This is a genomic window from Leclercia adecarboxylata, assembly GCF_023639785.1.
Taxonomy (GTDB): Bacteria; Pseudomonadota; Gammaproteobacteria; order Enterobacterales; family Enterobacteriaceae; genus Enterobacter; species Enterobacter adecarboxylatus_D.
The window spans coordinates 1,131,319-1,157,301 of the sequence record NZ_CP098325.1; the positions used below are offsets into that span (position 1 = coordinate 1,131,319).

Genomic DNA, 25,983 nt, shown 5'->3' on the forward strand with positions numbered 1-25,983 from the left:
ATGCTGACGTTTTTCATCAAACGCCCGCGCTTCGCGATGGTCATTGCGCTGGGGGTAGCGCTGCTGGGGGCGATCGCCCTGAAGATTATTCCGGTGGAGCAGTACCCGCAGATCACCCCGCCGGTTGTGAATGTGTCAGCCTCATGGCCGGGGGCCGGCTCGGCCGACGTGGCGGAGGCCATCGCCACGCCGCTGGAGACCCAGCTCAACGGCGTGGATCACATGCTTTACATGGAGTCCACCAGCTCCGACGAAGGCAGCTACAGCCTGAACATCACGTTTGCGGCAGGCACCGACCCGGACCTCGCCGCCATCGACGTGCAGAATCGCGTGGCCCAGGCCGTGGCGCAGTTGCCCACCGAAGCCCAGCAAAACGGCGTGCAGGTGCGCAAGCGTGCCACCAACCTGATGATGGGGGTAAGTCTTTACTCACCTAACAACACCCACACGCCGCTGTTCGTCAGCAACTACGCCAGCACCCAGGTACGCGAGGCGCTGGCGCGTTTACCGGGGGTCGGGCAGGTACAGATGTTTGGCGCGCGGGACTACAGCATGCGCATCTGGCTGCGACCGGATCGCATGAACGCTCTCAACGTCACCACCGACGACGTCGCCCAGGCACTGCGCGAGCAGAATGTGCAAGGGGCGGCGGGGCAGGTGGGCACGCCGCCGGTCTTTAACGGCCAGCAGCAGACCCTGACCATCAACGGGCTGGGACGCTTAAATCAGGCTGAAGACTTCGCCGGGATCATCCTTCGTGCAGGCGAGATGGGCCAGCTGGTGCGCCTGAAAGATGTCGCCACCCTCGAACTCGGCTCGCGCAGCTACAGCTCCGGCGCTCAGCTTAACGGTCATGACTCGGCTTATCTGGGGATCTACCCGACGCCGTCCGCCAATGCCCTGCGGGTGGCCGACGCGGTGCGCGCGGAGCTGGAGCGCCTTTCGACACGCTTCCCGGCCGATCTGAAATATGAGGTGAAGTTCGACACCACCACCTTTGTTGCGGCGACCATCAAGGAGACTGGCGTCTCGCTGGCGCTGACCCTGCTGGCGGTCGTGGTGGTGGTCTCCCTGTTCCTGCAGAGCTGGCGCGCCACGCTGATCGTCGCCCTCGCCATTCCGGTGTCGCTGCTGGGCACGTTCGCGGTGCTCTATACCCTGGGGTACTCCGCCAATACCCTGAGCCTGTTTGCCCTTATTCTGGCCCTGACCATGGTGGTGGATGACGCCATCGTGGTGGTGGAGAGCGTCGAAACCCTGATGGCGGAAGGGCAGAGCCGCACGGCGGCCACCGCCCAGGCGCTGCGCCAGATTGCCGGGCCGGTGATCGCCACCACCCTGGTGCTGCTGGCGGTGTTTGTGCCGGTGGCGCTGCTGCCGGGGATCGTCGGCGAGCTGTACCGCCAGTTCGCGGTGACGCTCTCGACGGCGGTTACCCTCTCAAGCCTGGTGGCGCTGACCCTGACGCCCGCCCTGTGCGCCCTGCTGCTGCGCCCGCGTCCTGCGCGCCCGGCGGCAATTTTCCGCGGCTTTAACCGCGGGCTGGACGCCATCCGCCACCTTTATACCCGCGTCGTCAGCCTGTTTAACCTGCGCCCGTGGCTGGCGCTGCTGGCCACCGCGGGGGCGGCGGCGGTGGTGGTGTTCAGCTTTATGTCGATGCCAAAGGGCTTCCTGCCCCAGGAGGATCAGGGCTACTTCTTCGCCAGCGTCCAGCTGCCGGAAGCGGCCTCGCTGGAGCGCACCGAAGCGGTGATGAAAACCGCCCGGGAGCTGATCGCGAAAAATCCGGCAGTCGAAGACGTGATTCAGGTCTCCGGATTTAACATTCTCAACGGCACCAGCGCCTCCAACGGCGGCTTTATCTCGGTGATGCTGAAAGACTGGCGCGAGCGCCCGGCGCTGGATGAGGTGATGGGGACGTTGCAGCGCCAGCTGCTGGCACTGCCGGAAGCCACCATCATGACCTTCGCGCCGCCGACGCTGCCGGGGCTGGGCAACGCCTCCGGCTTCGACCTGCGCATTCAGGCCCAGGCGGGGCAGAGTCCGGCGGAGCTGGAGCGCGTAACGCGTAACGTGTTAATCACCGCCAACCAGCATCCGCAGCTGAACCGGGTCTTCACCACCTGGAGCAGCAACGTGCCACAGCTGACGCTCACCGTCGACCGTGAGCGGGCCGCGCGTCTCGACGTGCCGGTCTCGCGGATCTTCACCAGCCTGCAGACCGCCTTTGGCGGCACCCGCGCCGGGGATTTCAGCATCAACAACCGCGTCTACCATGTGGTGATGCAAAACGAGATGCAGTGGCGCGAGCGTGCGGAGCAGATTAGCGAGCTGTTCGTGCGCAGCAACAACGGCGAGCGGGTGCGCCTGAGCAACCTCGTCACCATCACGCCCACCGTCGGCGCGCCGTTCCTGCAGCAGTACAACCAGTTCCCGTCCGTCTCCGTGAGCGGCTCCGCGGCAGCCGGGGTCAGCAGCAGTACGGCGATGGCGGCGATGGGGCAGCTTCTGGCGGAGCACCTGCCCGCCGGGTACGACTACGCCTGGAGCGGTATGTCGTATCAGGAGCAGCAGACCGGGAATCAGGCAGTCTGGATTGTGCTGGCGGCGGTGGTGATGGCGTGGCTGTTCCTCGTCGCCCAGTACGAAAGCTGGACGCTGCCGGCAAGCGTGATGCTCTCGGTGCTGTTCGCCATCGGCGGGGCGCTGGTGTGGCTCTGGGTAGCTGGCTACGCCAATGACGTTTACGTGCAGATTGGCCTGGTGCTGCTGATAGCCCTCGCCGCCAAAAACGCGATTCTGATCGTGGAGTTTGCCCGCGCGCGGCGCAATGCGGGGATGGCGATTGTCGATGCCGCCCGGGAAGCGGCCTCGCGCCGTTTCCGGGCGGTGATGATGACCGCCGTGTCGTTCATTATCGGCGTGTTACCGATGATGCTGGCGACCGGGGCGGGCGCCCAGAGCCGCCGTATCATCGGCACCACGGTGTTCAGCGGTATGCTGGTGGCCACCCTGGTGGGGATTGTCTTTATCCCGGCGCTGTTTGTGCTGTTCCAGCGTCTGCGCGAGTGGGGGCACCGCCTTACGGACTCGTCGCCCACAGATCGCAGTGTTTCTGCACCAGAGAAATAAGCGAGCCGCCGTCGGCGATAAAGTCCCGCATAAGCTGCGCCTCGCTCTTGCCCTGCTTTAACCGCAGGGCAATTTCCTGGATAGCGCTGCTGGCGCCCAGTTTTTCCGCCGACGGCGCGACGCGCTCCAGCAGCCAGGCGAGATCCTCGGCAATGGTTTTTTGCTCGCCGGTGTGGACGTCGGTCAGGATCCCCTCCAGCCCGTAGCGGCAGGCCTGAAAACGGTTGAAGCGATAGAGTAAAAAATCCCGCTCCTGATGCTTATAGGGCCGGGTGGTCAGCAGCCAGTGGGAAATGGCCTGGATCAGCCCGGCAATATTGATGGCATGGGCGAGGGTGAGCGGGGTATCCATCACCCGCACCTCTACGGTGCCGAAATGGGGGCTCGGACGAATATCCCAGTGCAGATCCTTAATGCTGTCGATCATGCTGGTGGAACTCAGGCGACGAAACAGCCCTTCGAACTCCTGCCAGCTGTTGACCCACGGCATCAGGCCGTTATCCGGGAACCCGGAGAAGATATTGAGCCGCGACGAGGAGAATTTGGTGTCGGTGCCCTGCATATAGGGCGAGGTGGCCGCCAGGGCGATAAAGTGCGGCACAAAGCGCGACAGCCCGTGCAGCAGGTAGATGGCGTCATCCCCGGTGCGACAGCCGACGTGCACGTGCTGACCAAACACCGTGGCCTGTAAAATCAGATAGCCAAAGCGCTCCAGCGTGGCGTTATAGCGCTCGTCCTCGCACACCTCCTGACGCTGCCACTTCTGGAACGGATGCGTACCGCCGCCGCAAATCTGGATGTGTTGCTCCGCCGCGGCCCGCAGAATGCTCTGCTGCATGGCGGAAAACTGCGCTGCCGCCTGGTCGATGTTCTGGCACACGCCGGTGGCGATCTCGAGCATGCTTTCGGTGATATCGTGCTTCACTTCCCCGCCTTTGATGTCGTCTTTGACGGCGGCGATAAGCGCGGAGGAGTCCTGACTCAGATCGTTGCCCGGCGGGTTAACCACCTGCAGTTCCAGTTCGATGCCAAGGGTGTAGGGTTCAGAGGATTTGAAGTCGGGTAAAGGCATAGCGCACTCCGTTGTCTGTTACAGGTTGAGTATAGACAACGGGGGAGGTTCTCCTTCAGTTCCCCACAAACGCACTTACCGGCAAATCAAAACGCTTCGCCAGCGCCCGCATATGGTCCAGCGTTAACGTGCGTTCTCCTTTCAGGATCCGGCTGACCAGCGACTTCTTACCAATCTCGTTCTCCAGATCGCTCTGCGTCAGGTGATACTGATCCATCAGTGTGCGTAGCAACGCAACGCCGGAAGGCGTACTGGCAATACGGCCGTTAAACCCGGCAAACTCTGGCGATTCATGCTCGTATTTATCGATTCTGGCGGTCAGCATATCAATCAGCGGGCTATCGGGCTGATGCTCGATCAGATATTCCACCAACGCCAACGCATCCTCGTAGTCTTTGCGAGACGGACGCGCTCCCAGAAAAGGCAGGACGTTTGCCAGATCGTTGGCTGCTTTGATAGCTTGTGCGTAATTCATTCTTTAGTTCTCCGGTAGACGTCCGTCAGCTTGTCATACTCTGCATGGGTACTGATATGTTTGATAAAAATCCTTCCCCGCTCAAAATCAGCAAAAAAGATCACGCGCAAGTGCCCGCCACCTACATCTATGACCCACCATTTTTCACGGTATTTCATTCTGTCCAGGCTGGGGAATCGCTTTCGCATCAGATCGGGTGACGGATAAATTTCCTTCTTCAAAACCCGGTAAAGGTCCTGCAGGGCTAGCGCCTGATTGGGAAATCGTCTGGTAGCGATATCAAATGGTGCTCTTGATACGACATGCATCCTTGCCCCTTGTTTCCATCCTGGAAACATTCTATGAAGTGGATAGTAAGTTGACAATATGGAAACTTCCATTTTCAGACTGGCCCATAAAGTCAACGTGTCAGGAGAACGGGCCATACTTTATGGCGGGCAAGAAATGAATCAAAGCGTCGGGCACAGGTAACTTTTTAATCTGCGTGGCGCATTCCGGAAATCCCTGACGACAGGCCACATCGCTCCCTTCAGGAAGGCAAAACGTCGTGAGAATGCTATTATCAGGCAGCAACCGACACCCTGAGGAGCAGATATGAGCAACGACGTACCGATTAAATTTTATGACATCGTGGATGAGTACACGACGGAAGCCGCCGAGCCGGTTAACGAGTCAGAGCGTGATTCCCTGGCGCTCTATTTCCAGCTGCTGATCACCCGCCTGATGAATAACGAAGAGATCAGCGAAGCGGCGCAGACCGAGATGGCGGTGGAAGCCGGTATCAGCACCCAGCGTATTGATGATATTGCTAATTTCCTCAACCAGTGGGGCAATGAGTAGTTTCTGCGTGAAAGACATGGTCTGCGCAGGCGTTGTGCTTTACACTGCGCGCGGCAAAAAATGCGTGAGTAACGATTAATTAGGCGGTAACAACGATGGCGATGAACGGAACAATCACAACCTGGTTTGCAGATAAGGGCTTTGGATTTATCAAAGATGAAAACGGCGATAACCGCTATTTTCATGTGATTAAGGTCGCCAATCCCGATCTGATTAAGAAAGATGCCGCGGTGACCTTTGAACCCACCACCAACAACAAGGGGTTGTCGGCTTATGCGGTGAAGGTGATCCCGGAGAGCAAGTACATCTTCCTCGACGGTGAGCGCCATAAAATCACCTCCATCAAGTCTTACCTGGTCTACAGCGAAGAAGAGCCTGCTGAAACCCGGATTGATAAAGAGAACGGCGTGCTGTCGGTGAAGAGCCTGATGGGCAATATCGCGCCGAAATCAACGGCGAAAGCAGGCGAGATGCGCACGGTGAGAAAACTGGCCATCACCACCTTCCAGGGCAAAACCTACATCTTCTCGGAAGATGAGATTGACCTGGACGCGACGGTGAAAATGCTTAAGAACCTGAAGTAATCTGCATTGCTCTGCCGGGTGGCGCTGACGCTTACCCGGCCTACACAACCTTTAGCTTGTAGGCCCGTGCAAGCGCCGCGCCGCCGGGCAACTCGACTATTTCATTCGATGTTCATCCGCGTTCAACGCCTGTCGGTCAAAGAACCGTTGGATCACACCCCCCGCCATAAACGCCGCCCGGTCTGACATATGGGCAATCACATCGGCATCATGACTCACCAGCAGATAGGTCATCCCGTGCTGCTGTTTCAGCCGGTTGAGCAAATTCAGGATCTCCGCCTGCACCGACATATCCAGCGCCGAGGTGGGCTCATCCAGCAGCAGAAGCTGCGGACGCAACAGCAGCGCCCGGGCAATCGCCACGCGCTGGCGCTGCCCGCCGCTGAGCTGGTGGGGATAGCGTTTACCCGCATCGGCAGAGAGCCCCACCTGCTGCAGGGCATCGTCCACTTTTTGAGAGATCTGCGTTTCACCGTGGATCCTGAGCGGCTCTGCTAACGTGCGCGAAATAGTATGGTTCGGATGCAGCGAGGCCCAGGGATCCTGAAACACCATCTGCACGTTGCGGCGCAGCGATCCGGTAAAACGCGCGCCGGGCTGGAGCCTGTCGCCCAGCACCTGAACGTTGCCGCGCCACTGGCGCTGTAGCCCGGCCAGCACCCGCAGGATGGTCGATTTCCCGCAGCCCGATTCGCCAATCAGGCTGAAGGTTTCGCCTCTCTCAATCGTAAAGCTGGCGGCGGAGACCGCGGTTTTTTCGCCAAACGTCACCTGCAGCCGATCCACATTAACGAGTGCCATCTGTCGCCTCCTTCCAGGGCTGAGTGCGGTCGAGCGTCGGCAGCATCTGCCCGAACGTGCTCGCATTGGGTCGGCAGGTCCACAGCGTCCGGGTATAGGGATGCGTGGCCTGAGGCAGCTGGCTGGCCGCCATCTCATCCACTTTCTCACCCTGATACATCACCAGCACGCGGTCGCAATGTTCGGCCACCAGGGGTAAATCGTGGCTGATCAGCAGCATCGCCATCTGGCGCTGTTCGCACTGCTCCACCAGCAGCTCGAGGATCTGGTTGCGCAGGCGGGCGTCCAGCGCCGAGGTTGGTTCATCGGCAATCAGTACCCGCGGGTTGTTGATCAGCGCAATGGCGATCATCACCCGCTGGCCCATGCCCCCAGAGAGCTCTCCCGGGTAACGGCTAAGCACCGCGTCGGTCAGGCCCACGGCGTTAACCAGCGCCCGGATGCGGTCCACTCTCTCTCTGCGCGGCAGCGACTGGTGGAGGGTTAACGCTTCGTCCAGCTGGGCCAGCACGTTTTTCACCGGATTCAGGGCGTAGCGCGGATCCTGGAGAATCATCGCGATCCCGTTACCGCGCAGCTGCCGCCAGCCGCGGGGCGACAGGCCAGTCAGATCGTGACCCAGCACGTTGAGCCGCTGGGCGCTGACCACCCCCGGCTTGCGCACCAGCCCCATCAGCGAGCGGGCGGTCATCGATTTGCCGGAACCCGACTCCCCCACCAGCGCCAGGCGTTCATTGCCCAGCGTAAAGCTCAGGTTGTTGACCACCCGCGCGGTGGGGTAATCCACGTTCAGGGCGTCGACAATAATGCGTTGTTCAGTCATGTTGTGGCTCCAGCACATCGCGCAGGCCGTCGCCCAGCAGGTTGAAGGCCAGGCTGGCAATCAGGATCGCCCCGCCCGGAATGGCGGCTATCCACCACTGATCGAATATCACCTGCATGCCGTCGGCGATCATCGCTCCCCATTCCGCCATGGGCGGTCGTGCGCCAAGGCCGAGGAAGCCGAGACCAGCGGCGGCCAGAATAATCCCCGCCAGATCGAGGGCCAGACGCACGATGGCCGACGGCAGGCACAGGGGCAAAATGTGTCCCAGCAGCAGGCGGATCCCGCGAATGCCCATCATCTCGGCGGCGGCGAGGTAGTCGCTGTGACGCAGGCGCTGGATTTCGCTGCGCGCCTGACGGGCATACGCCGGCCAGGTGGTTAGCGCCAGCGCCAGGGCACCGTTAACCAGCCCCGGCCCGAGCATGGCGACAAAGGCAAAGGCGAGGATCAGGCGCGGCATCGACATCACCACGTCGGTAAAGCGCATTAATACCCGCTCCAGCCAGCCGCCGTAGTAACCGGACAAAATCCCCACCAGCAGGCCCGCAGGGAGGGTGATCGCCGTCACCAGCGCCACCAGCCCCAGCGCCGGACGGCTGCCGTAGATAAGCCGCGAGAGCAGGTCCCGCCCGTAGCTGTCGGTGCCGAGCCAGTGCTGCGCATTGGGCGGCTGCAGGCGGGCAGCGGCGTCCTGCCAGTTCGGATCCAGCGGGGCCAGCCACGGGGCAAACAGCGCCACCAGCACCAACAGGGTAATGATGACCAGCCCGCAAAACGCCGCAGGCGAGCGGCGCAGACGGCGTAAAAAGAGATAAAACGGCATCAGCGCACCCTTGGGTCAGTGAACCGTACCAGCAGGTCGGTGAGGTTATTGATCAGCACGAAACAGACGCCGATGAGCAGCGTGCCGCCCATGATGGCGGTGGTGTCTCCGGCGAACAGGGCGGTGGTGAGGTAGCGGCCAATCCCCGGCCACGAGAAGACCGTTTCGGTTAATACTGCCCCCTCCAGCATGCTGGTGTAGGCCAGCGCAATGACGGTGAACAGCGTGCTGCGAATGTTGGGCAGCACGTGGCGCAGCAGGATGGTCATCTCCCCGGCGCCTTTGGCCCGGGCCAGCAGAATGTACTCTTTGTTCATCTCGCTCAGGCACGCCGAGCGGGTGAGGCGGGTGATGCTGGCCAGGGAGTAGTAGGCCAGCAGCAGCACCGGCAGCACCAGATGGCTGATGGCGTTTTTAAATGCCGCCATATCCCACGAAAGCCAGGTGTCGATCAGCGCAAATCCCGTGCGCGGTTCGACGGTGTACTGCCAGATATCATCCAGCCGACCGGGCCCGGCGCTCCACTGCAGCTTCGCGTAGAACAGGGCCAGCATCAGCAGCCCGAGCCAGAAAATGGGCACCGAGTTGCCGAGCAGGGTGAGGGTTCGGATGATCATATCCAGCGGCGACCCGGCATAGCGGGCGCACAGCACCCCGGCAGTCACCCCCAGCACGGCGCCGAGGATCAACGCCAGCGTGGCCAGCTCAAGGGTTGCCGGGAAGGCGTGGAGCAGATCCTGCAGCACCGGCTGCCCGGTGGCGCTGGCGGTACCCAGATCGCCCTGAACAAGGTTAACCAGATAGTGCCAGAACTGCACCGGCAGGGGCTGATCCAGGCCGAGCTGGTGGCGAACCTGATCGTAGGTGGACTGGCTGGCGTGATCGCCGACGATCTGCAAAACGCGATCGACCGGGGAGAGCGCGGAGAGCGCAAAGGTGACGAGCAAAAGCCCGAGCAGCGTGAGGAACAGGGTCAGCAGGCCCTGTAAAACGCGCGCCGCGTGGGTGGAAAGATGTGGCATGGTAAATCTCTTATTGCCGGATAGGAGCTTCGCCTTACCCGGCCTGAAAATCGTTATGTGCGGCCTGATGCCGGGTGGCGGCTACGCCTTACCCGGCCTACAACACCTGGGAACCTGGGCCCGGTAAGCGTAGCGCCACCGGGCAACGGCCGCAGGTGCGGTCTACAAATTACTTCGTGACTTTGTCGTACCAGACCATATCCGCGTTCAGCCCCTGCTGATAACCCTTCACGTTGTCGCGCACCACAATCTGGGTTTTGCCCTGATCGACAAACACGTACGGGGAGTTCTGCTGCAGCTGTTCCTGCATCTGCTTATACAGGTCGAGACGTTTGGCCGGGTCCGGCTCGGCAACCGCCGCCAGCGTGGCTTTGTTAAGCTCCGGGATCTGCCAGCCGTTAAGCCCGGCCACGGTGCTGGATTTGCCGTCATTCCACGCGAAGGCGCTGGCGTTGGAGTGAGCGTCGAAGTAGTCCGGGATCCACAGGCGAATAGCGGCCTGGTGCTGTTTGGCACGCACGCGGGCATACACCTGGCTGCCGGCTGCGGGCAGCAGGTCGACCTTCACGCCGCCCTGGGCAAAGCTCGCCTGCATCGACTGGGCGATGGTGATAAACGGCGGCTTGTTCTCCACGTCCAGCGTGAAGTGAGCATCCTTGATGCCGGCTTTGGCTAAAATCTCTTTCGCTTTGGCCGGGTCAAATTTGAACGGGTTGTTCTCAAGCGCCCCCGGCAGGCCCACCGGCAGGAAGCTCTGGTGGACAAAGTACTGGCCTTTGAGCAGATCTTTGGTGATGCCCTCGTAGTCCACCAGCCAGCGTGACGCTTCCCAGAAGGCAGGGTTATTCAGCAGCGGATTGGCGCTGTTGCCCGCGTTAAACACCAGATAGTTCTGCTCCGCAGAGGGGATGCTCAGCACCTTGATACCGGGCTTGCCGTTGAGGGCGCTGATCTGGTCCGCGCCGAGATCCCGGGCGACATCGGCATCACCCTGCTCGATCAGCAGGCGGCGGGAAGCGGGATCCGGCACGTTTTTGATAATGATGTTTTTCAGCTTCGGCGCGCCGCCAGGGGCGCTGTCGTTGGCTTCCAGCACGATGGCCTGATGCGGCTGGTAGACGCGCATTTTGTATGCGCCGCTGCCTGCCGAGTGCATTTTCAGCCACGCGTTGCCCCGATCGTCGCCCTTCACGTTGGCGGCCACCAGCTTCTCATCCACAATCGAGGCAATCGGCGTGGAGAGGATATTCAGCGCCACGGCCGGGCTGACGTCCGCCGTCCAGTGCAGTTGCAGGGTGTGGTCATCCACCTTTTTCAACTGGCTGGCGATATTGCCCGGCTCCCAGCCCAGCACGTTAAGAATAAAGGCCGGGGACTTGTTCAGGGTGACAGCACGGGTATACGAAAAAATGACATCTTCCGGGCGCAGCGGGTTACCGGAAGCAAACTTCGCGTCAGGTTTCAGCTTGATGGTCAGGGTTTTTGCTGCGGCATCCGCTTCCCAGCTTTCGGCCAGGATGGGGGTGATTTTTTCCGGATTATCGCGGTCCGGCTGCACCAGACGCTGATAGAGGCTCGGTACGGTCTGGATACTGGACAGCTCGTTGGCTTCTGCCGGATCGAGGCTCACGATGTCATCCAGACCCTGAGCGACAACCAGCGTATTCGGGGGCGTAGCGGCGTGCGCGGCAGCGGACAGCGCAGCCAGCACCAGTAATGGCAGCAGTTTTTTAGTCATAGCGATCCCTGAACATCTTGTTTTTGATTGTTTTATGCTCCGTTACGTTAGGGGGCCGAGCCGGATTTAGGAAAGTCTTAATTCTGCTTAGCTTATTCCCGAAGCGCATAACGAATTATTTATAGTTATTAGCCCACTCAGCGGTACTGTTATGCAGGCGATCCTGTATTGTGAAATAACAAACTGTTAACAAAAAGGGGTAGTGACGTGCCGGAAATCAATGAATGGGGACAGACGGTTAACGATCCTGTTCCCGGCTGGCAGGGGGCCAGCGTATTAGAGCGTGGGGTGCTGGAAGGGCGTTTTTGTCGCCTTGAGCCGCTGGATGCGCAGAAGCATTCGGACGATCTGTTCGAGGCCTATGCGCTGGGCGACGACAGCGACTGGACCTGGCTTGCCAGCAATCAGCCTGCAAGCGTAGAGGAGACCGCGCAGTGGGTTGAGGGCAAAGTGCAGGATGTGGGGCTGGTGCCGTTCGCGGTGATCGACGCCCGCAGCGAGCGGGCCGTCGGGCTGGTCTGCTATATGGCTATCGAACAACAGCTGGGCTCGGTGGAGATAGGGCATGTCACCTGGTCGCGCAAGATGAAAAACAGCCCGCTCGGCACAGAGGCTGTCTGGCTGCTGCTGAAATATGGCTTTGAGCGGGGCTACCGTCGCCTGGAGTGGAAGTGCGATTCGATGAACATTGCCTCTCGCCGGGCCGCTGAGCGGCTGGGTTTTACCTGGGAAGGGCGGCTGCGCCAGAAGCTGGTGCGCAAAGGCCGGAACCGCGACAGCGATATGCTGTCCATCATCGACAGCGAATGGCCGGAACGTGACGCGGCCCTGCGCGGCTGGCTGGCCGCGGATAATTTCGACAGCGACGGGCGGCAACGCAGGCGGCTTGAGGCATTCCGCGTGCGCACGGAAACGGCATAATAATTAGCAGGCCGCAGGAGAACCCCTGCGGCATTAACGCAGTCTGGCGCGCTCCTCGTTTCTGGCTGGTCTTCATTTGACTAATGTCAAACTTTAATGACTTAATTAATTGTCTTGATTATGTCACTGGATAGCTGTTTTTAAAAAATTGTTACTGTCAGTCTTAAATATTTACGCGTTTTTACTGCGCAGAACTGCCCGACACATCGCAGTACATAAAGCTTGTTATCTGTACCACTGGCCTGCACTCTCTTTTTTACACAGGCTCCGTCAGGTTACCTAATGCTCTGGTATAGCTGGAAATTTCAACTAGCCTGTCACATCACCTTCCCGCGTCGAACATTGAAGACTTTCCAGTAAAGACTAACTATAAACATGATTATTTATTTTAATGCTGTTCGTCATAAGTCATGACCATCACTTTCGACTGAAAAGTATATGACTCATGTGTCTTTATGATTTTACATTCCTTCAACATAATCTCCTCTTGTTCAGAATGTTGACATACTTAAGGCAGACTTTCATATTTCATGACATGAAATAACTGCATGCCTGAGTGAGAGGACGAGTGGAAAAAATCAGAAGCTATCCATCGAATCGAAGACCGCGTGGGGAAAGTAAAAATGCCCGGTTAACCATGCTGAGCGCGCGCATTGATGATGAACTTTGTGAATACGTGCAGGCCACCGCTTACGAAACGCGAAAAAGCAAACAGGACATCATCGCTGAAGCCTTAATGCTTCACCGACAGCACCGACAGGTTAATCCTGGGGGCTGAATAACATCAGAGAGCAGAACAGGGTTTGCCATCATGACGTTTTTTCGCGCGTGGCGTTTGCTGGTCTGGATAACTATCGCCACGTTGCTGTTAACGATGGTTGTCACCGCAGCATCGATTTTGACGCTGGGACTGGTTCAGTTCCTTTGCCCTGGTTCGCTGGCAACGTACATAAGATCGCTGATTCACGACTTACAGTTTGTGCTGCTGGCGATGCTGCATTCTACGCCCGGAATGGTAGCGGTTTAACGTACCGCGACTCAGGATCTAAACGTATTCTGAAAGAGAAATTAACCTGGTTAAATAACCAGTAAAAAGGCGGTTTTTTCACCCATGCGGGAGTAGTATGGCGGCGGGTGCCTGATGCTTTCTGAGCTCAGGCAGGTGCGGAGATGCAGAAAGCAAAAGCCCCGGAGATGTTTCCATCAACCGGGGCTACCACTCCAAACCCAAACATTTGGATGGTAGCCTCTTCTTAGCAAGGAGGCAATGACATGCTTAACAAGTACGCCTTTGCGGCGATCCTGGTACTGGGTTTAACTGTGCTGGGAGTCACGTTTCTGGTTCATGAGCAGTTATGCGAACTGAGCTTTAAGGAAGGTGGCAGAGAACTGAAAGCTGTTCTCGCTTGCGAAGCGAAGAAGTAGCGGTATGCGGGGAGCAATCCCCGCTTATCCAGTTGTCGGTTTGGTACAGGCACCCGTTTATTTGCCCCGTCTGGTTTCGCCAGGCGGGGCATTTTTACGCCCGTACTCGCTTAACCGTCTCCTGCCAGGCTTGCCAGCGGGTCTGCAACCGGGCGTGACGCGCCATGTCTGGCATAAAGGTGACATGTTCCGGCAGATACTGGCGCAGCTGGGCGGTAGTCAGGTTAAACAGCGCCTTCCGCGCCAGCAGTGCCGCGCCCATCGCCGAGAGTTCGGCCACGTCGCTGCGCATCACCGGGCAGCCGAGCAGATCTGCCTGGTACTGCATCAGCCAGTCGTTTTTCGTCGGCCCACCGTCGACCATCAGCGCGTTCAGGGTAAAGCCCGGATGGACGCGCATCGCCTCAACGACATCGGCAATCTGATAGGCGATCGACTCCAGCGCCGCGCGGATCAGATGCGCGCGCTTCACGCCGCGGCTCAGGCCGTGGATCATCCCGCGGGCATTCTCGTCCCACCAGGGGGCGCCAAGCCCGGTCAGGGCCGGGACAAAATAGACGCCGAGGGTCGAGTCCACCGAGCGGGGCAGGGTGTTCAGCTCATGGGTCAGCTCCGCCTGCGACAGCTCGCTTAACCCGGTGCTGTCCGCCATCCAGGCCACCGCGTCGCCGGTGTGGGGAATATTACCCTCCAGCCCGAAGACCAGCGAATCACCGTCATGCCATGCCACGGTCGTGGCGAGGGCGCTGACGTCACTGCGGGCGGAATCCACCGGCGCCATCACCGACGAGCCGGTGCCGTAGGTCGCTTTCACGCAGCCTTCGGCGCCCAGACCGTGGGCAAACAGCGCCGCGTGGGAGTCGCCGATCGTTGCCATCACCGGCAGTCCCTCAGGAATGAACGGGCAGCCACGGGTGTAACCGAACAGGCCGCTGGAGGGTCTGATATCAGGCAGCGCCGCGCGCGGAATGCCAAACAGCGCCAGCATCTGCGGGTCCCAGTCGGCGCTGTGCAGGCTCATCAGCTGGGTGCGGGCGGCGTTGGCGTAGTCGCAGCGAAACGCCTGGCCCTGCGTCAGGTGCCACAGCAGCCAGCTGTCCACGGTGCCGAGGCAGATCTCGCCCCGGGCGGCACGCCGTGCGCCGTCGGGGGTGTTATCCAGTAGCCAGCGCATTTTGGAGGCCGAGAACAGCGGCGCGATGGGCAGGCCCGTTGTCGCCTTGATCTGCGGGCCGTGGCCCTGCTCACGCAGCTGGTGACAAAAGGCCGCGGTGCGGGAACACTGCCAGCTCAGCGCCGGGGCGATGGGTTTGCCGGTCGCCCGATCCCAGCCCACCACGGTTTCACGCTGGTTGCTGATCGCCAGCGCGGCCACCCGCTCCACCCCGACGGTGGCGATGGCGCGGGCCACCACCTCAAGGGAGGCGTCCACCAGCAGCCCGGCGGACTGTTCAACCCAGCCTTCGTGCGGGGTCTGGATGGCCAGCGCCCGGGAGAAACTCGCCACCACATGCCCGTTCGCATCCAGCGCCACCGCTTTGGCATTGGTGGTGCCCTCATCGAGAGCGATGATGATGTCCTTGGTCACCGACATAGCGGCCTCCTGCCTTAGCGATGGAGATAGGTTGAGACGCCGAGGTAGCGGGTGAACGCCTCGTGCAGGATCTCCGCGCTGGCGGAGTGGTTCATCGCCACGTGATGCTCAAAGCCGTTGCGGCAGATCCAGTTCAGCAGGTTCTCCAGATGCGGCACCTGGATCACCGCCCGGCAGCCCACCGTATCCAGCGGATCGTCCACCGACTGGCCCTGGCCCACGTAGGCTTTAATTTCCCCGGTCAGATCGTCGGTGCTCAGGCGGAAATAGGTCAGCGGCCCGCTTTTCAGGCGACCGTGGACCGCGCCGCAGGTGTTCTCTTTCCCCACCGTGGTACCGATGATATCGGCGGTGCCCATGTGCGGCGATTCGAGGCTTGCGGCAGCGAAGTTACCGCAGTGGAACAGAACGCATTTGTCGCGATCGTCGCCGAAATTGTTGTTCCAGTCGGCAATGGATGCCGGATTCATATTGCTGCTCGCCAGGGCGAACATGGAAAGCGCCCCCATCACGTCCACTTCGCAGGCGCTCGGCATCAGCTGGCCGGACATCACGCTCATGATCGAGCAGACGTTAATCCCGAGGTTCTCCTGCAGCGAGGTCCAGCACTGGATCGCCGTGGTGTCGATGTCGTTGGCGACCACCCACTCGCTGATGACCACGAACAGCTTGGCCATGGTGATCAGCTTCTCCGGTGGAATGCGGCTGGCGTCGGCGTTGTCGATCAGGATCCGGCGCTTCTCATCCACGCGGATATCGTCATCGCGCAGGGTTTTGATCCGGGTAAAGACTTCAGACAGGTCGAGGGTTTCCACGGCAATGCCCAGGCGTTCCAGCAATTTTTCGCTGTAGCGCACGGTGTTAAAGCCCGCCGGACGGGCACCAATGGCCCCCACGCGCACGCCGCGCATGCTGCTCACCACGCGGCAGACCTGCTCGAAACGCCGCAGATCCTGCGCAAACACCTCGCCGTTGAGGGCGCAGACGTGCTGGGTGGTAAGGGTGAAGGGAATACCGTACTGGCGCAGGTTATTGCACAGGGAGATCTTGCCGCAGAAGCTGTCCCGACGGGTCGCCAGCCCCATTTTGTCGAGGTTGTCCTCCTCGGCCTGCACCAGCACGGGCACGTTCAGGCCGGAGAGACGCAGGGTCTCGGCGATGGCTTTTTCATCACCAAAGTTAGGCAGCACCACCACCACGCCGTGAATGCTGTCGCGATGGGCGCGAAACAGGTCGGCACAGGCTTTGGCGTCCTGGCGGGTTTCCACCCCGCCGAGTTCGGTCTGGCTGGGATCGAGCATAATGGTGTTGATACCCAGGCGGCCAAACAGGGCAATTGCCTGCTCGCGCGCTTCCGCCACCAGATAGCTCGGGAAAAATCCGCGGTTGCCGATGACCACGCCCATTGTCAGTTGTTGAGGAATTCGGGACATTGCTTCTCTCCAGTAAGATGTTGTTGTTATTTTCAGCAAACCTGTCGCGTCAGCATTTCCCGGGCGTGTTTCACTACCCCAGCGACATCAATTTCATGGCGTGCCCGCGTTGACGCTCTGTCGGCGGCAATCGCGTACTGCCCATCCGGGATCCCCAGACGTTTCAGCGGCACGGCGCAGCCCGCTTCGGCCAGCACTTCAGCCACCAGGCTGCCAACGCCGCCGTTGACGTTATGCTCCTCAACGCTCACCACCGCCCTGCACGGGGCGATGGCGGCCAGCAATTGTTGGGTATCACAGGGACGAATAGATGGAACGCTGATAACAGTGGCGTCAATACCTTCTTCCGCGAGTTGTGCGGCAGCTTGCACAATTTCATGCACCGTTGACCCCATCGCCACCAGGGCCACATCGTGACCTGCGCGCAGAACGTCGATTTTGCCTGGCGCAAAACGGTAGCTCTCATCATGCAGTTCCGGCAGGGCTTTGCCGTCGAGGCGGATATAGACCGGGCCCACGTGATCGAGGGCGTAGTCGATGATCTGGCGGCACTCGTTCGGGCTCGACGGGGCGTAAATTTCGATATTGCCGAAGCCGCGCATGATGGCAATGTCGTCGATGCTGTGGTGGGTGCTGGCGAGGGGGCCATAGCTGGCACCCGCGTTCAGGCCAAACAGCTTCACGTTGGTGTTGTTGTAGCAGATGTCGACTTTGATCTGCTCGTTAGCGCGGGAGATCAAAAACGGTGCCGCGTTACAGGTGACGGCAATCTTGCCGCCGATCGCCAGACCGGCCGCCGCGCCAACCAGCGTCTGCTCGGCGATGCCGACGTTCACCAGACGCCCCGGAAAACGCTGCATAAACGGGGAGATTTTTGCCGTGGAGGTGGAGTCCGCTACCACCGGCACCAGGTCGATGCCGCGTTCAACGGCATCGATAAAGGCATCAACCATCACCGTGGCGAGGTGTTCGCTATTACTCATCTTTCAGTTCCTCCAGCGCCAGTTCAACTTCTTCCCCTTTTGGCACCCGGTGGTGCCATTCAGGCCGTCCCTGAATAAAGGATATTCCCGCTCCCTTGGTGGTGTGGGCGATCACCACATGGGGCTTACCGTTGGGCTTCAACCCTTCCAGGGTGGCGACCACGTCAGCCATGTCGTTGCCGTTGCAGGCGGTCACTTCCAGTCCGAAGGCTTTCCACTTCTCATCCAGCGGATCGGTGTTGAGGATCTCTCTGGTGGAGCCCGCCAGCTGGAGGTTGTTTTTGTCGTTGATAATAAACAGGTTATCCAGCTGGTAGTGGGATGCCACCAGCGCGGCCTCCCAGTTACTGCCTTCCGCCAGTTCACCGTCGCCGGTCACCACAAACACCCGGCGCTTGCTGTTGTTGCGTTTTGCCGCCAGGGCGATCCCCACCGCTACCGGCAGGCCATGGCCCAGCGCCCCGGTGTTAAGCTCAATGCCCGGGGTTTTGTGTTTCACCGGATGGCCGGGCAGGTGAGAATCGGCGTGCTGATAGGTGGCGAGCCACTCCACCGGGATAAAACCGGCTTCGGCGAGCACGCAGTAGTACCCGCCTACCGCGTGGCCTTTCGACTGGATGTAGATATCGCGTTCATCGCTCTCCTGCAGTGCCGGGGAGCAGTTCAGAATGCGAAAGTAGAGGGCGGTGAGCAGTTCGACCTGGGACAGATCGGCCCCGGTATGGCCGCCCGCCGGGCTTTCGGCATTTAGCACGATGATCCGGCGACGAATCGAGCGTGCCCGGGTTTCGAGCTCCGTGATGGAGAGCGAAAACGGATTCATAACATACCTCCTGAATTTATAATCTGTTGTGAATAATTATTCCAGCCAGGTAAAAAAACGCTCTGCAATGAAGGATCCCAGCGGGTTTCATCCTCTAAAACAGCAGGTTTTTAACCTTCTTGAATATATATTCAATGCTGATTTATTATTCATGTAATGTAAGATATGCCCAGTCAGAGGGTTTGTCTACGGTTTGCGCGGGCATATTTCGAAGAAAGGAGAAAAGGATCACATTTGCCTGGCAGATCGAATGGGCGCTTTGAGGAGAACGTTATGTCGAAGCAGGGGCTCAGTCCGGAAGAAGACCCGATCATCGGCATGGCGCAGGCGCAAAATTTATCTTTGCAGGGTCGCCGGTCTACATAAGGGCTGTAAAAGGCTATAGAGAAAATGGTTTGGCAAGACCTGAGGCAATTGTAGTGATTTTTATTTGAAAGGGTTGCGAAGGCAGACTAATAAAACATGTTGACCTCAGTCATACCATTATTAATGGGCCGTTTAAATATCAATATGAATTGTTTAAATATTAGTTATGCTAACGAAAAGACAGAAAGGTGCTCTGTTTAGCGCTTAGCGATATGTAATATTATAAACGAAATCAATGCATTATCTATTTTTATTCAGAACATAAATAATTGTACAATTTTACGCCGATGATACGATAAATCCTTCTTACTGGAGGGATAAATGTTGAATGGAATAAATCGCGGAGGTCTGCGGTTATTGACCCTTGGTGAAATTAACCTGGCCCGCACGCTCTACGCTTTTAGTATTCGTTATAACGAAGTATGGATTCACCGCAGCAGCTATCTTCCTTTCAATATGCAGGCGAACAACGTCGCCATGGCGCCAAACGGCGAAATATATTTTCAGGAAGGGGTGTATGAGCCTGATTTTTCACAGCCACACGTCAAAAATGATCGCATAGGCGGTCAGCACCTATTTCTGCATGAAATGATGCATGTCTGGCAACACCAGCGCGGGATGATGGTAAGAACGCGTGGCGCATTCTCTTGGGCTGTTGATTACAACTATGAGCTCACTAAACCAAATTTGATGGACTACGGCATAGAAAATCAGGCATGTATCGTGAGTGATTACTGGTTGCTGAAAACCTATGGATTCGGTAATCGAAACGACCTGTATCGCCTCAAAAACTATGACCCGTCAGAGCCTGTCCTCAAACTCATGGCTCGATATCAGAAAGTGCTTGGGAGTTTCCCTCATTGAAACGCTACTTATCCTTAATTCTGTTATCTGTAACCCTTGTCGGATGTGGTAAAGGCGATCGAGCAGCCCCCTGGCGCTCGATCATCGTTGATAAGGGACATGTTTGCTTTTCGGTGGATAAAACCGATGTCCTGAGTCGCTATAACATTTCTTCAATGCAGGGCGGAGAATACACAGAATTTGCTACTAATGAGCACGTTGCTCTCTCCTATCCAGACTCCTGTTTAAATCTGATGCTTAGGCCAGGTTATACCTATGGCGTGTCGTACACGCTTAATGGATCAAATTATCGCTACGTGTTCTTTATCGACAATGACTGGAACGTCTCAAGTAATTAATCAGGGAAATAAAGATGTCATTACCAGCATATATGTATCTTTATGATGAAAATGGACAGATGATTAAAGGCAGTTGTATGGCGCTGGATCGTGAGGGTGCAATTGAAATTATGAACAGCAGTTACGGTGTCTTCCAGAGCACATGCCGCAACACCGGTAAACTTATGGGCGCGCGCGAACACAACGCTTTTACCCTGCACAAAGAGATTGATAAAACCTCGCCATATTTTGCGGTTGCAGTCTGCCAAAGTAAGCGGCTGCAAAAGGCAGTAATACACTATTACGACATCAACGAGGCTGGCATTGAATACGAGATTTACAGAATTACGCTTACCAGCATTGTGATCATGTCAGTTAATGCTTCTCATGCTTATATCCCGGGTTCTCGCACGCCAGGAATGATGGAGAATATCGCAATTTCCTATTCAGGAATTGAGTGGTTTTATATCGAAGGAAATATCAAGTATGACGATGACTGGAGCCGCCCAGTGGGTTACAACCAGCAGAAAAATTAGCAGGGAGTGCAGCGCCATAACCGGGGTTTGTCTACGGTTTGCGCGGTCATATTTCGAAGAAAGGAGAAAAGGATCACATTTGCCCGGCAGATCGTCACGGCCCTTGCTTGTTAAATATTCAGTGATGAATAAAAATAACGGCAGCCGATTAAGGGGAATGTTATGTCGAAACAGGATGAACAGCGCTTGCTGGTGAAGATCGCCACACTTTACTACAGCGAGAATAAAAAGCAGTCGGAGATTGCCTCCCTGCTGCACCTCTCGCAGTCCTTCGTGTCGCGGGCGCTGACCCGCTGCCAGAAAGAGGGGCTGGTGAAAATTACCGTCGTTCAGCCGACCAATATTTTCGTCTCGCTGGAAAAGGCGCTGGAAGAGCAGTATGGCATCCGCCAGGCCATCGTGGTGGACGTGGGGGAAGACCCGACTAACGCCCAGATCAAGCACGCCATCGGCAGCGCGGCGGCGCACTACGTTGAAACCCGCCTGCGCCCGGAAGACCTGGTGGGGATCTCCTCCTGGAGCAGCACTATCCGCTGCATGGTGGATGAGATGCACCCGCAGAATATCCGCGCCGCGGGGGTGATCCAGCTGCTGGGCGGCGTGGGCCCCAACGGCAACGTGCAGGCGACCATCCTTACCCAGCAGCTGGCGGCGCACCTCGGCTGCCCGGCTGGGCTACTGCCGTCCCAGAGCATTGAACACTCCGTTGAAGAGCGCGCCCGGCTGGTCAGCAGCCCGGACGTGGCGGCGGTGGTGGGTAAATTCGCCGAAGTGGACGTAGCCATTGTCGGCATCGGCGAGCTGGAGCCGTCGCAGCTGCTGAAAAACTCCGGCAACTACTACACCGAGGATATGCTCAAACTGCTGGCCGAACGCGGGGCAGTGGGGGATATCTGCCTGCATTATTACGACGCCAACGGCGAGCCGGTGCTGAGCGCCGAAGAAGATCCGGTGATTGGTATGGAGCTGGCGCAGATCCGCGCCTGCCCGCAGGTGATTGCCCTGGCGGGCGGAGAAGAGAAACGCAACGCCATCCGCGGGGCGCTGGAAGGGAAGTATATTGATGTGTTGATCACCGATTACCCGACGGCGCGGAGTTTATTGAAAGGGTAGTTTTGCCCGGTATGGGTGCGGCCTGATGCCCTCACCCCGACCCTCTCCCACAGGGAGAGGGAGCAAACACTAAAAACGGCAACGTGCGTTGCCGTTTTGCTTTTACCTTCCCTCCATCACCGCCTTTTGCGCCACCACCGCCGCTTTCTGCTGCATCCGGTTTTGCATCTGGTCAATAATCACCGCCACGATAATCACTATCCCTTTAATCACCATCTGCCAGAACTCGCTGACACCCATCATCACCAGCCCGTCGGCCAGAAAGCCGATAACAAAAGCCCCGATCAGCGTCCCGAGAATGGTGCCACGTCCGCCTGCCAGTGAGGTGCCGCCCAGCACCACCGCGGCGATGGCGTTCATCTCAAAGGCGGTGCCGTTCGCCGGATGGCTCGCCAGCAATTGCGCTGAGACGACAATCCCGGCGATGGCGGCGCAGAAGCCGGACAGGGTGTACACCAGCACCTTCACCTGCTTGACCCGCACCCCGGAGAGCTCTGCCGCGCGCTCGTTATCGCCGATGGCATAGACGTGGCGGCCAAAGGGCAGGCGACGGGCGATATAGGCGATCACCAGCGCCAGGACGATCATCATCCAGATGGCCCACGGAATGCCGAGCAGCGTTCCGGCCCCAATCTCATCGAAACCGGTATTCCCCAGCTGCGGGTTACCGGAGAGCCCCGGGAAGGTCTGCCCGTCGGAGGTCAGCATCGCCGCGCCGCGCAGCACGTACATGGTGCCGAGGGTGCAGATAAAGGGCGCCACGTTGTAGCGGGTGATGATCCAGCCGTTCATCGCCCCTATCAGCGCGCCAATCAGCAGCACAACGGGCACAATCACCCACACGCTCGGGAAGATGGCAATGCCAAACATCGGCAGCACAATGCCTTTGGTGATCATCCACCCGGCGATCATCCCGCATAGCCCAAGGGTTGCGCCAATGGAGAGATCAATCCCGGCGGTGATGATCACGAAGGTGATCCCCAGCGCCAGGAAGGCGTTGATGGCGATATGCTTAATCATGATCACCAGGCTGCCGGTGGAGAGAAAGCCCGGCACGGTCATGGTGAAGAAGCCGACAATCAGGAACAGCGCAATGAAGGTGCGCATTTTCAGCAGCAGCAGGAGGAGTTTTTCCCGGGAAGGCGCGGCCCCTTTTTGCGGCGTCAGCGCGACAGACTGTGTTGTTTTCATCTTAGAACCCCTGAGCACTTGCGGTTACCAGTGCCGACTCTTCGGCCCGATCGCGAACAATATCGGCAGTGAGTTTGCCGCCGGACATCACCAGAATGCGGTCAGATACCGCCATAATCTCTTTCAAATCCGAGGTGGAAAAGACCACCGCAATACCCTGCTGCGAGAGCTGCACCATCATGCGGAACACGTCCGCTTTGGCTCCCACGTCGATACCGCGCGTTGGCTCATCAAGGAACAGCACCTTGGGGTTGGTCAGCAGCGAGCGGCCAATCACCACCTTCTGCTGGTTCCCGCCGCTGAGCGCCTGGATCTCCACCTCCGGGGTCGAGACCTTAATCGACAGGTTGCCGATGGTGCTGGCCACCACCTCCTGCTCGGCCTTTTGCGCGATGGCAAAGCCGTGCTGCAGGCGACGCCAGAGGCTGGCGATGGTCAGGTTGCTGGCCACCGACGAGCCGGGAAAAATCCCGGTGCGCTTGCGGTCCTCCGGCACCAGGCTCATCCCCATGCGGATGCGCTCGGCGGTAGTCAGACGCTGGGGCACCGGTTTGCTGTCGAGCCACAGCTTGCCGAGATAGTTGCGCTCGGTGCCGAGCATGCACTCAAACAGCTCGGTGCGCCCGGCCCCCATCAGGCCGTAGATGCCGACGATCTCCCCGGCCTTCACCTGGAAACTGACGTCGTTCACCACCCTGTTCCCGGCGCCATTCACGCAGGTGATGTGTTCCGCCTCCAGCACCGGCGCGCCGAAGGTGCGGCCCGGCTCCAGGAAGTTGCTCACCGGATCGCTGCCGAGCATCTCGCGCACGATCCAGGGCACGTCGATCTCCTGTACCTTCGCCTCGGCCTGGAACCTGCCGTCGCGCAGAATGGTGATCACATCCCCTATCGCCATCAGCTCTTCCAGCCGGTGGGAGATATAGATGAGGGTGACCCCCTGGCGGGTCAGCTCGCGGATCACCCGGAACAGGATCTCCACTTCGGTTTTACTGAGTGCCGAGGTGGGCTCGTCGAGGATCAGGATGTCGGCATCCTCGGCCAGGGCTTTGGCGATCTCAATCAGCTGCTGCTGTCCCACCTTCAGGTTGCCCACCAGCTCGCGCGGAGAGATTGGCTGATCGAGGCGTTTCAGCAGCTCCGCGGTGCGGGCCTCCTGCCCGGCCTCGTTGATCGGCGTGACCCCTTTTTGCAGCTCGCGACCAAGAAAAACGTTCTCCGCCACGTTGAGGTTTTCAAACAGATTCAGCTCCTGATGCACCATGCCAATCCCGTGGCGGGCGGCATCCCGGGTGCTGGAAAACGTCACCTGCTGACCGTTGAGCCACATCTCGCCGAGGCTGGGCTGCTGGACGCCGGCAAGGATTTTCATCAGCGTCGACTTCCCGGCCCCGTTCTCGCCGATAATCACGTTCACTTTGCCGCGCCAGACGCGGTAATCGACCTTGTCCAGCGCCACGGTGCCGGGAAACAGCATCGAGATCCCGCGGGTGCTGAGGATAATGTCATCTGCCGGGCTCTCGCTCATCACGGCGTCTCCTGTTTCAGTTCCAGCGCCGTCGCATCCACCGCTTTGCCCGCGTTCAGGGTGGCGGCGAACAGGACGGTGGCATCTTTGCCGCTCCAGCTCTCGTCGATTTTCGGCAGATGCTTCACCGCCTCGCGGTTCAGGGCGCGGGAGAGCTGGGCATACTGCACCTGATTGGTAAACTCATCGAAGCGGAACCCGGCGGCGTCGCGGATGGCGTTGCCGCGCATTACCGGCCCGGTCTGAATGTCCACCGGCTGGCCGTTCACCGTCATCACCAGCTTCTGCTCGCGTTCGTTGCTGGCATCCACGCGCTCCACCTTGCCGGTAAGGCGCACGAAGACGCTCTGCGGTTTGGCTGCCGGCGTGTTCAGCTGGGTGGAGAGGGCGCTGGCGTCCAGGGCGTGATTTTTTGCGGCGTCGAGGATCCGCGGCTGCCAGGTTTGTTGCGCGATCTGCTGTGGAGTCTGGTTGTCAAAGCTCGCTTTGGCGTTGGGATCGGCAGGCATAATCGGCTTGCCGTTCTCATCCAGATCCACCACGGTGCAGGCCGTCAGCAACAGGGCGGCAGCGCCTGTCAGCGTGGCGCCCCATTGTGTTAAACGCATACTGCCTCCGCTTATTTGCTGAGGTTAAACAGGTTCAGCTTGCTGGCGTTGGACTCATCGATCAGCACGCAGTCCATCAGCTGCTTCTCGTCTTTTTGCGCTTTGCCGTTTTTCAGGTAGTAGTCGGCCTGCTCAACGGCCATCTGGGCCTGCTGCCAGCCTGGCTGCAGCACCGTGGCTTTAATGTTGCCCTTCTTCAGGATCGAGTCGCGGGTGTAGTCGCTGCCGTCAAAGCCAACCACGATCACGTCGTTCTTCCCGGCGGCCTTCAGCGCGGCTTCGGCGCCCAGCGCCATGGTGTCATTACCGGAGATCACGCCCACGATATCCGGGTTGGTCTGCAAAATGGCTTCCATACGGGTGAAGGCTTCGGTCTGGCTCCAGTTGGCGGTCTGCTGGGCCACCATCTTCATGTCCGGGTAGTCGTCGATCACGTCGTGGTAGCCCTGGGAGCGCACGCTGGCGTTGGTGTCCGACGGACGGCCCAGCAGCTCAACGTATTTACCTTTGCCGTCCAGCAGCTTGACGAACTTCTCTGCACCAAGCTGCGCGCCCTGATAGTTGTTCGAGACAATCTGCGCCACCGCCACGCCGGTTTTGTTGATTTCACGATCGATCAGGAAGGCAGGGACGCCTGCCGCTTTGGCCTTCTCCAGCGGACCGACGGTGGCATCTGCCCCGGCGTTGTCCAGAATGATCGCTTTCGCCTTGCGGGCAATAGCGGTCTCAATCAGCTGGTTCTGTTTGTTCACGTCATCGTCGTGGGAGGCGACAAGGGTGGTGTAACCCAGCTCTTTCGCCTTCGCCGCCGCGCCGTCGGCTTCAGCCTTGAAGAACGGGTTGTCGTGTGAGGGGGTAATAATCGCAATGAGTCCGTTATCGGCGGCAAACAGGGAGCCGGAAGCGGCGATCATTGAGGCCAGTAAAGCGGATTTAACAAAGGTCGTGTTCATTCTTTTTCTCCA

At 58.9% G+C, this 25,983-nt stretch carries 26 protein-coding genes; 10 read left to right on the top strand and 16 right to left on the bottom strand.

Annotation, left to right across the window (positions count from 1 at the left end; genetic code table 11):
• Complete coding sequence (locus NB069_RS05270) at positions 1-3,135, top strand: efflux RND transporter permease subunit (protein ID WP_250588212.1); 3,135 nt, start codon at positions 1-3, stop codon at positions 3,133-3,135.
• Here NB069_RS05270 and NB069_RS05275 read toward each other — a convergent pair.
• Genes NB069_RS05275 through NB069_RS05285 form a run of 3 tightly spaced genes read right to left on the bottom strand, consistent with a single transcriptional unit; the run spans position 3,086 to position 4,990 of the window.
• Complete coding sequence (locus NB069_RS05275) at positions 3,086-4,207, bottom strand: YbdK family carboxylate-amine ligase (RefSeq protein WP_250588217.1); 1,122 nt, start codon at positions 4,205-4,207, stop codon at positions 3,086-3,088. The two genes, NB069_RS05270 and NB069_RS05275, sit on opposite strands and share 50 nt — an antisense overlap.
• A gap of 55 nt (positions 4,208-4,262) precedes the next feature.
• Positions 4,263-4,682 (bottom strand): helix-turn-helix domain-containing protein, encoded by a 420-nt coding sequence (locus NB069_RS05280; protein WP_250588219.1) that lies wholly within the window; start codon positions 4,680-4,682, stop codon positions 4,263-4,265.
• On the bottom strand, positions 4,679-4,990 hold the full coding sequence (locus NB069_RS05285) for a type II toxin-antitoxin system HigB family toxin (protein WP_250588221.1): 312 nt from the start codon (positions 4,988-4,990) through the stop codon (positions 4,679-4,681). Before NB069_RS05285 ends, NB069_RS05280 begins: the two co-directional genes overlap by 4 nt.
• A gap of 286 nt (positions 4,991-5,276) precedes the next feature.
• Between NB069_RS05285 and NB069_RS05290 the strand changes: the two genes are divergently transcribed.
• Positions 5,277-5,522 (top strand): YmjA family protein, encoded by a 246-nt coding sequence (locus NB069_RS05290; RefSeq protein WP_250588222.1) that lies wholly within the window; start codon positions 5,277-5,279, stop codon positions 5,520-5,522.
• Between the two features lie 95 nt (positions 5,523-5,617).
• The gene (locus tag NB069_RS05295) at positions 5,618-6,106 is read left to right on the top strand and encodes a cold-shock protein (RefSeq protein WP_250588224.1); all 489 of its coding nucleotides are present in this window, start codon (positions 5,618-5,620) and stop codon (positions 6,104-6,106) included.
• A 96-nt stretch (positions 6,107-6,202) separates the two neighbouring features.
• Here NB069_RS05295 and NB069_RS05300 read toward each other — a convergent pair whose 3' ends face one another.
• The 5 genes from NB069_RS05300 to NB069_RS05320 form a co-directional block, all read right to left on the bottom strand.
• Complete coding sequence (locus NB069_RS05300; RefSeq protein ID WP_250588226.1) at positions 6,203-6,907, bottom strand: ABC transporter ATP-binding protein; 705 nt, start codon at positions 6,905-6,907, stop codon at positions 6,203-6,205.
• Entirely contained in the window at positions 6,894-7,730 is an 837-nt protein-coding gene (locus tag NB069_RS05305; RefSeq protein ID WP_250588227.1) for an ABC transporter ATP-binding protein, read from the bottom strand. The genes NB069_RS05300 and NB069_RS05305 overlap by 14 nt, the downstream gene beginning before the upstream one ends.
• A complete protein-coding gene (locus tag NB069_RS05310) occupies positions 7,723-8,556 on the bottom strand; it encodes an ABC transporter permease (RefSeq protein WP_250588229.1) in 834 nt (277 codons plus the stop codon). Before NB069_RS05310 ends, NB069_RS05305 begins: the two co-directional genes overlap by 8 nt.
• Entirely contained in the window at positions 8,556-9,578 is a 1,023-nt protein-coding gene (locus NB069_RS05315; RefSeq protein WP_250588231.1) for an ABC transporter permease, read from the bottom strand. Before NB069_RS05315 ends, NB069_RS05310 begins: the two co-directional genes overlap by 1 nt.
• Positions 9,579-9,747: 169 nt before the next feature.
• Complete coding sequence (locus NB069_RS05320) at positions 9,748-11,316, bottom strand: ABC transporter substrate-binding protein (protein WP_250588232.1); 1,569 nt, start codon at positions 11,314-11,316, stop codon at positions 9,748-9,750.
• A gap of 207 nt (positions 11,317-11,523) precedes the next feature.
• On the opposite strand from NB069_RS05320, the gene NB069_RS05325 reads away from it, so the two are divergent.
• The 3 genes from NB069_RS05325 to NB069_RS05335 all read left to right on the top strand — a co-directional run bounded on the left by NB069_RS05325 (position 11,524) and on the right by NB069_RS05335 (position 13,662).
• Positions 11,524-12,237, top strand: a complete 714-nt coding sequence (locus NB069_RS05325) for a GNAT family N-acetyltransferase (protein ID WP_250588239.1) — start codon at positions 11,524-11,526, stop codon at positions 12,235-12,237.
• A gap of 811 nt (positions 12,238-13,048) precedes the next feature.
• Positions 13,049-13,264, top strand: a complete 216-nt coding sequence (locus tag NB069_RS05330) for a hypothetical protein (protein ID WP_250588240.1) — start codon at positions 13,049-13,051, stop codon at positions 13,262-13,264.
• A 245-nt stretch (positions 13,265-13,509) separates the two neighbouring features.
• On the top strand, positions 13,510-13,662 hold the full coding sequence (locus NB069_RS05335) for a Hok/Gef family protein (protein ID WP_039032710.1): 153 nt from the start codon (positions 13,510-13,512) through the stop codon (positions 13,660-13,662).
• Positions 13,663-13,756: 94 nt separating this feature from the next.
• Here NB069_RS05335 and NB069_RS05340 read toward each other — a convergent pair whose 3' ends face one another.
• The 4 genes from NB069_RS05340 to NB069_RS05355 are packed head-to-tail and all read right to left on the bottom strand — an operon-like array spanning position 13,757 to position 18,495.
• Positions 13,757-15,256 (bottom strand): FGGY family carbohydrate kinase, encoded by a 1,500-nt coding sequence (locus NB069_RS05340; RefSeq protein WP_250588242.1) that lies wholly within the window; start codon positions 15,254-15,256, stop codon positions 13,757-13,759.
• A 14-nt stretch (positions 15,257-15,270) separates the two neighbouring features.
• Positions 15,271-16,689, bottom strand: coding sequence for an L-fucose/L-arabinose isomerase family protein (locus NB069_RS05345; RefSeq protein WP_250588244.1), 1,419 nt, complete (start codon positions 16,687-16,689; stop codon positions 15,271-15,273).
• Between the two features lie 32 nt (positions 16,690-16,721).
• Positions 16,722-17,672 carry a transketolase family protein gene (locus tag NB069_RS05350; protein ID WP_250588245.1) on the bottom strand — a complete coding sequence of 317 codons (951 nt, stop codon included), beginning with the start codon at positions 17,670-17,672 and terminating at the stop codon, positions 16,722-16,724.
• A complete protein-coding gene (locus NB069_RS05355) occupies positions 17,665-18,495 on the bottom strand; it encodes a transketolase (protein WP_250588247.1) in 831 nt (276 codons plus the stop codon). Before NB069_RS05355 ends, NB069_RS05350 begins: the two co-directional genes overlap by 8 nt.
• Before the next feature lie 687 nt (positions 18,496-19,182).
• Between NB069_RS05355 and NB069_RS05360 the strand changes: the two genes are divergently transcribed.
• The 4 genes from NB069_RS05360 to NB069_RS05370 all read left to right on the top strand — a co-directional run bounded on the left by NB069_RS05360 (position 19,183) and on the right by NB069_RS05370 (position 21,691).
• Entirely contained in the window at positions 19,183-19,725 is a 543-nt protein-coding gene (locus NB069_RS05360; protein ID WP_250588249.1) for a DUF4157 domain-containing protein, read from the top strand.
• The gene (locus NB069_RS22515; protein WP_350223404.1) at positions 19,722-20,063 is read left to right on the top strand and encodes a putative T6SS immunity periplasmic lipoprotein; all 342 of its coding nucleotides are present in this window, start codon (positions 19,722-19,724) and stop codon (positions 20,061-20,063) included. Before NB069_RS05360 ends, NB069_RS22515 begins: the two co-directional genes overlap by 4 nt.
• Positions 20,064-20,077: 14 nt before the next feature.
• Positions 20,078-20,578, top strand: a complete 501-nt coding sequence (locus tag NB069_RS05365; RefSeq protein WP_250588251.1) for an Hcp family type VI secretion system effector — start codon at positions 20,078-20,080, stop codon at positions 20,576-20,578.
• Positions 20,579-20,740: 162 nt separating this feature from the next.
• Positions 20,741-21,691, top strand: a complete 951-nt coding sequence (locus tag NB069_RS05370; protein WP_250588253.1) for a sugar-binding transcriptional regulator — start codon at positions 20,741-20,743, stop codon at positions 21,689-21,691.
• A gap of 102 nt (positions 21,692-21,793) precedes the next feature.
• Here the strand turns inward: NB069_RS05370 and NB069_RS05375 are convergent, their stop codons facing one another.
• Genes NB069_RS05375 through NB069_RS05390 form a run of 4 tightly spaced genes read right to left on the bottom strand, consistent with a single transcriptional unit; the run spans position 21,794 to position 25,971 of the window.
• The gene (locus NB069_RS05375; RefSeq protein WP_250588255.1) at positions 21,794-22,882 is read right to left on the bottom strand and encodes an ABC transporter permease; all 1,089 of its coding nucleotides are present in this window, start codon (positions 22,880-22,882) and stop codon (positions 21,794-21,796) included.
• 1 nt (position 22,883) lies between these two features.
• Positions 22,884-24,410, bottom strand: coding sequence for a sugar ABC transporter ATP-binding protein (locus tag NB069_RS05380; protein WP_250588256.1), 1,527 nt, complete (start codon positions 24,408-24,410; stop codon positions 22,884-22,886).
• Complete coding sequence (locus tag NB069_RS05385) at positions 24,410-25,018, bottom strand: DUF2291 family protein (RefSeq protein WP_250588258.1); 609 nt, start codon at positions 25,016-25,018, stop codon at positions 24,410-24,412. The genes NB069_RS05380 and NB069_RS05385 overlap by 1 nt, the downstream gene beginning before the upstream one ends.
• An 11-nt stretch (positions 25,019-25,029) precedes the next feature.
• Positions 25,030-25,971, bottom strand: coding sequence for a D-ribose ABC transporter substrate-binding protein (locus NB069_RS05390; RefSeq protein ID WP_250588264.1), 942 nt, complete (start codon positions 25,969-25,971; stop codon positions 25,030-25,032).
• Between the last annotated feature and the right edge of the window lie 12 nt (positions 25,972-25,983).

What these genes read in the sequence shown, in the direction of transcription:
- NB069_RS05365 (WP_250588251.1), top strand. Translation starts at nt 20,078, where the DNA reads ATGTCATTACCAGCATATATGTATCTTTATGATGAAAATGGACAGATG.
- NB069_RS05295 (WP_250588224.1), top strand. Translation starts at nt 5,618, where the DNA reads ATGGCGATGAACGGAACAATCACAACCTGGTTTGCAGATAAGGGCTTT.
- NB069_RS05360 (WP_250588249.1), top strand. Translation starts at nt 19,183, where the DNA reads ATGTTGAATGGAATAAATCGCGGAGGTCTGCGGTTATTGACCCTTGGT.
- NB069_RS05275 (WP_250588217.1), bottom strand. Translation starts at nt 4,207, where the DNA reads ATGCCTTTACCCGACTTCAAATCCTCTGAACCCTACACCCTTGGCATC.
- NB069_RS05340 (WP_250588242.1), bottom strand. Translation starts at nt 15,256, where the DNA reads ATGTCGGTGACCAAGGACATCATCATCGCTCTCGATGAGGGCACCACC.
- NB069_RS05330 (WP_250588240.1), top strand. Translation starts at nt 13,049, where the DNA reads ATGACGTTTTTTCGCGCGTGGCGTTTGCTGGTCTGGATAACTATCGCC.
- NB069_RS05270 (WP_250588212.1), top strand. Translation starts at nt 1, where the DNA reads ATGCTGACGTTTTTCATCAAACGCCCGCGCTTCGCGATGGTCATTGCG.
- NB069_RS05320 (WP_250588232.1), bottom strand. Translation starts at nt 11,316, where the DNA reads ATGACTAAAAAACTGCTGCCATTACTGGTGCTGGCTGCGCTGTCCGCT.
- NB069_RS05350 (WP_250588245.1), bottom strand. Translation starts at nt 17,672, where the DNA reads ATGAGTAATAGCGAACACCTCGCCACGGTGATGGTTGATGCCTTTATC.
- NB069_RS05370 (WP_250588253.1), top strand. Translation starts at nt 20,741, where the DNA reads ATGTCGAAACAGGATGAACAGCGCTTGCTGGTGAAGATCGCCACACTT.
- NB069_RS05345 (WP_250588244.1), bottom strand. Translation starts at nt 16,689, where the DNA reads ATGTCCCGAATTCCTCAACAACTGACAATGGGCGTGGTCATCGGCAAC.
- NB069_RS05280 (WP_250588219.1), bottom strand. Translation starts at nt 4,682, where the DNA reads ATGAATTACGCACAAGCTATCAAAGCAGCCAACGATCTGGCAAACGTC.
- NB069_RS05385 (WP_250588258.1), bottom strand. Translation starts at nt 25,018, where the DNA reads ATGCGTTTAACACAATGGGGCGCCACGCTGACAGGCGCTGCCGCCCTG.
- NB069_RS05375 (WP_250588255.1), bottom strand. Translation starts at nt 22,882, where the DNA reads ATGAAAACAACACAGTCTGTCGCGCTGACGCCGCAAAAAGGGGCCGCG.
- NB069_RS05315 (WP_250588231.1), bottom strand. Translation starts at nt 9,578, where the DNA reads ATGCCACATCTTTCCACCCACGCGGCGCGCGTTTTACAGGGCCTGCTG.
- NB069_RS05390 (WP_250588264.1), bottom strand. Translation starts at nt 25,971, where the DNA reads ATGAACACGACCTTTGTTAAATCCGCTTTACTGGCCTCAATGATCGCC.
- NB069_RS05285 (WP_250588221.1), bottom strand. Translation starts at nt 4,990, where the DNA reads ATGCATGTCGTATCAAGAGCACCATTTGATATCGCTACCAGACGATTT.
- NB069_RS05305 (WP_250588227.1), bottom strand. Translation starts at nt 7,730, where the DNA reads ATGACTGAACAACGCATTATTGTCGACGCCCTGAACGTGGATTACCCC.
- NB069_RS05310 (WP_250588229.1), bottom strand. Translation starts at nt 8,556, where the DNA reads ATGCCGTTTTATCTCTTTTTACGCCGTCTGCGCCGCTCGCCTGCGGCG.
- NB069_RS05300 (WP_250588226.1), bottom strand. Translation starts at nt 6,907, where the DNA reads ATGGCACTCGTTAATGTGGATCGGCTGCAGGTGACGTTTGGCGAAAAA.
- NB069_RS05355 (WP_250588247.1), bottom strand. Translation starts at nt 18,495, where the DNA reads ATGAATCCGTTTTCGCTCTCCATCACGGAGCTCGAAACCCGGGCACGC.
- NB069_RS05380 (WP_250588256.1), bottom strand. Translation starts at nt 24,410, where the DNA reads ATGAGCGAGAGCCCGGCAGATGACATTATCCTCAGCACCCGCGGGATC.
- NB069_RS05335 (WP_039032710.1), top strand. Translation starts at nt 13,510, where the DNA reads ATGCTTAACAAGTACGCCTTTGCGGCGATCCTGGTACTGGGTTTAACT.
- NB069_RS05290 (WP_250588222.1), top strand. Translation starts at nt 5,277, where the DNA reads ATGAGCAACGACGTACCGATTAAATTTTATGACATCGTGGATGAGTAC.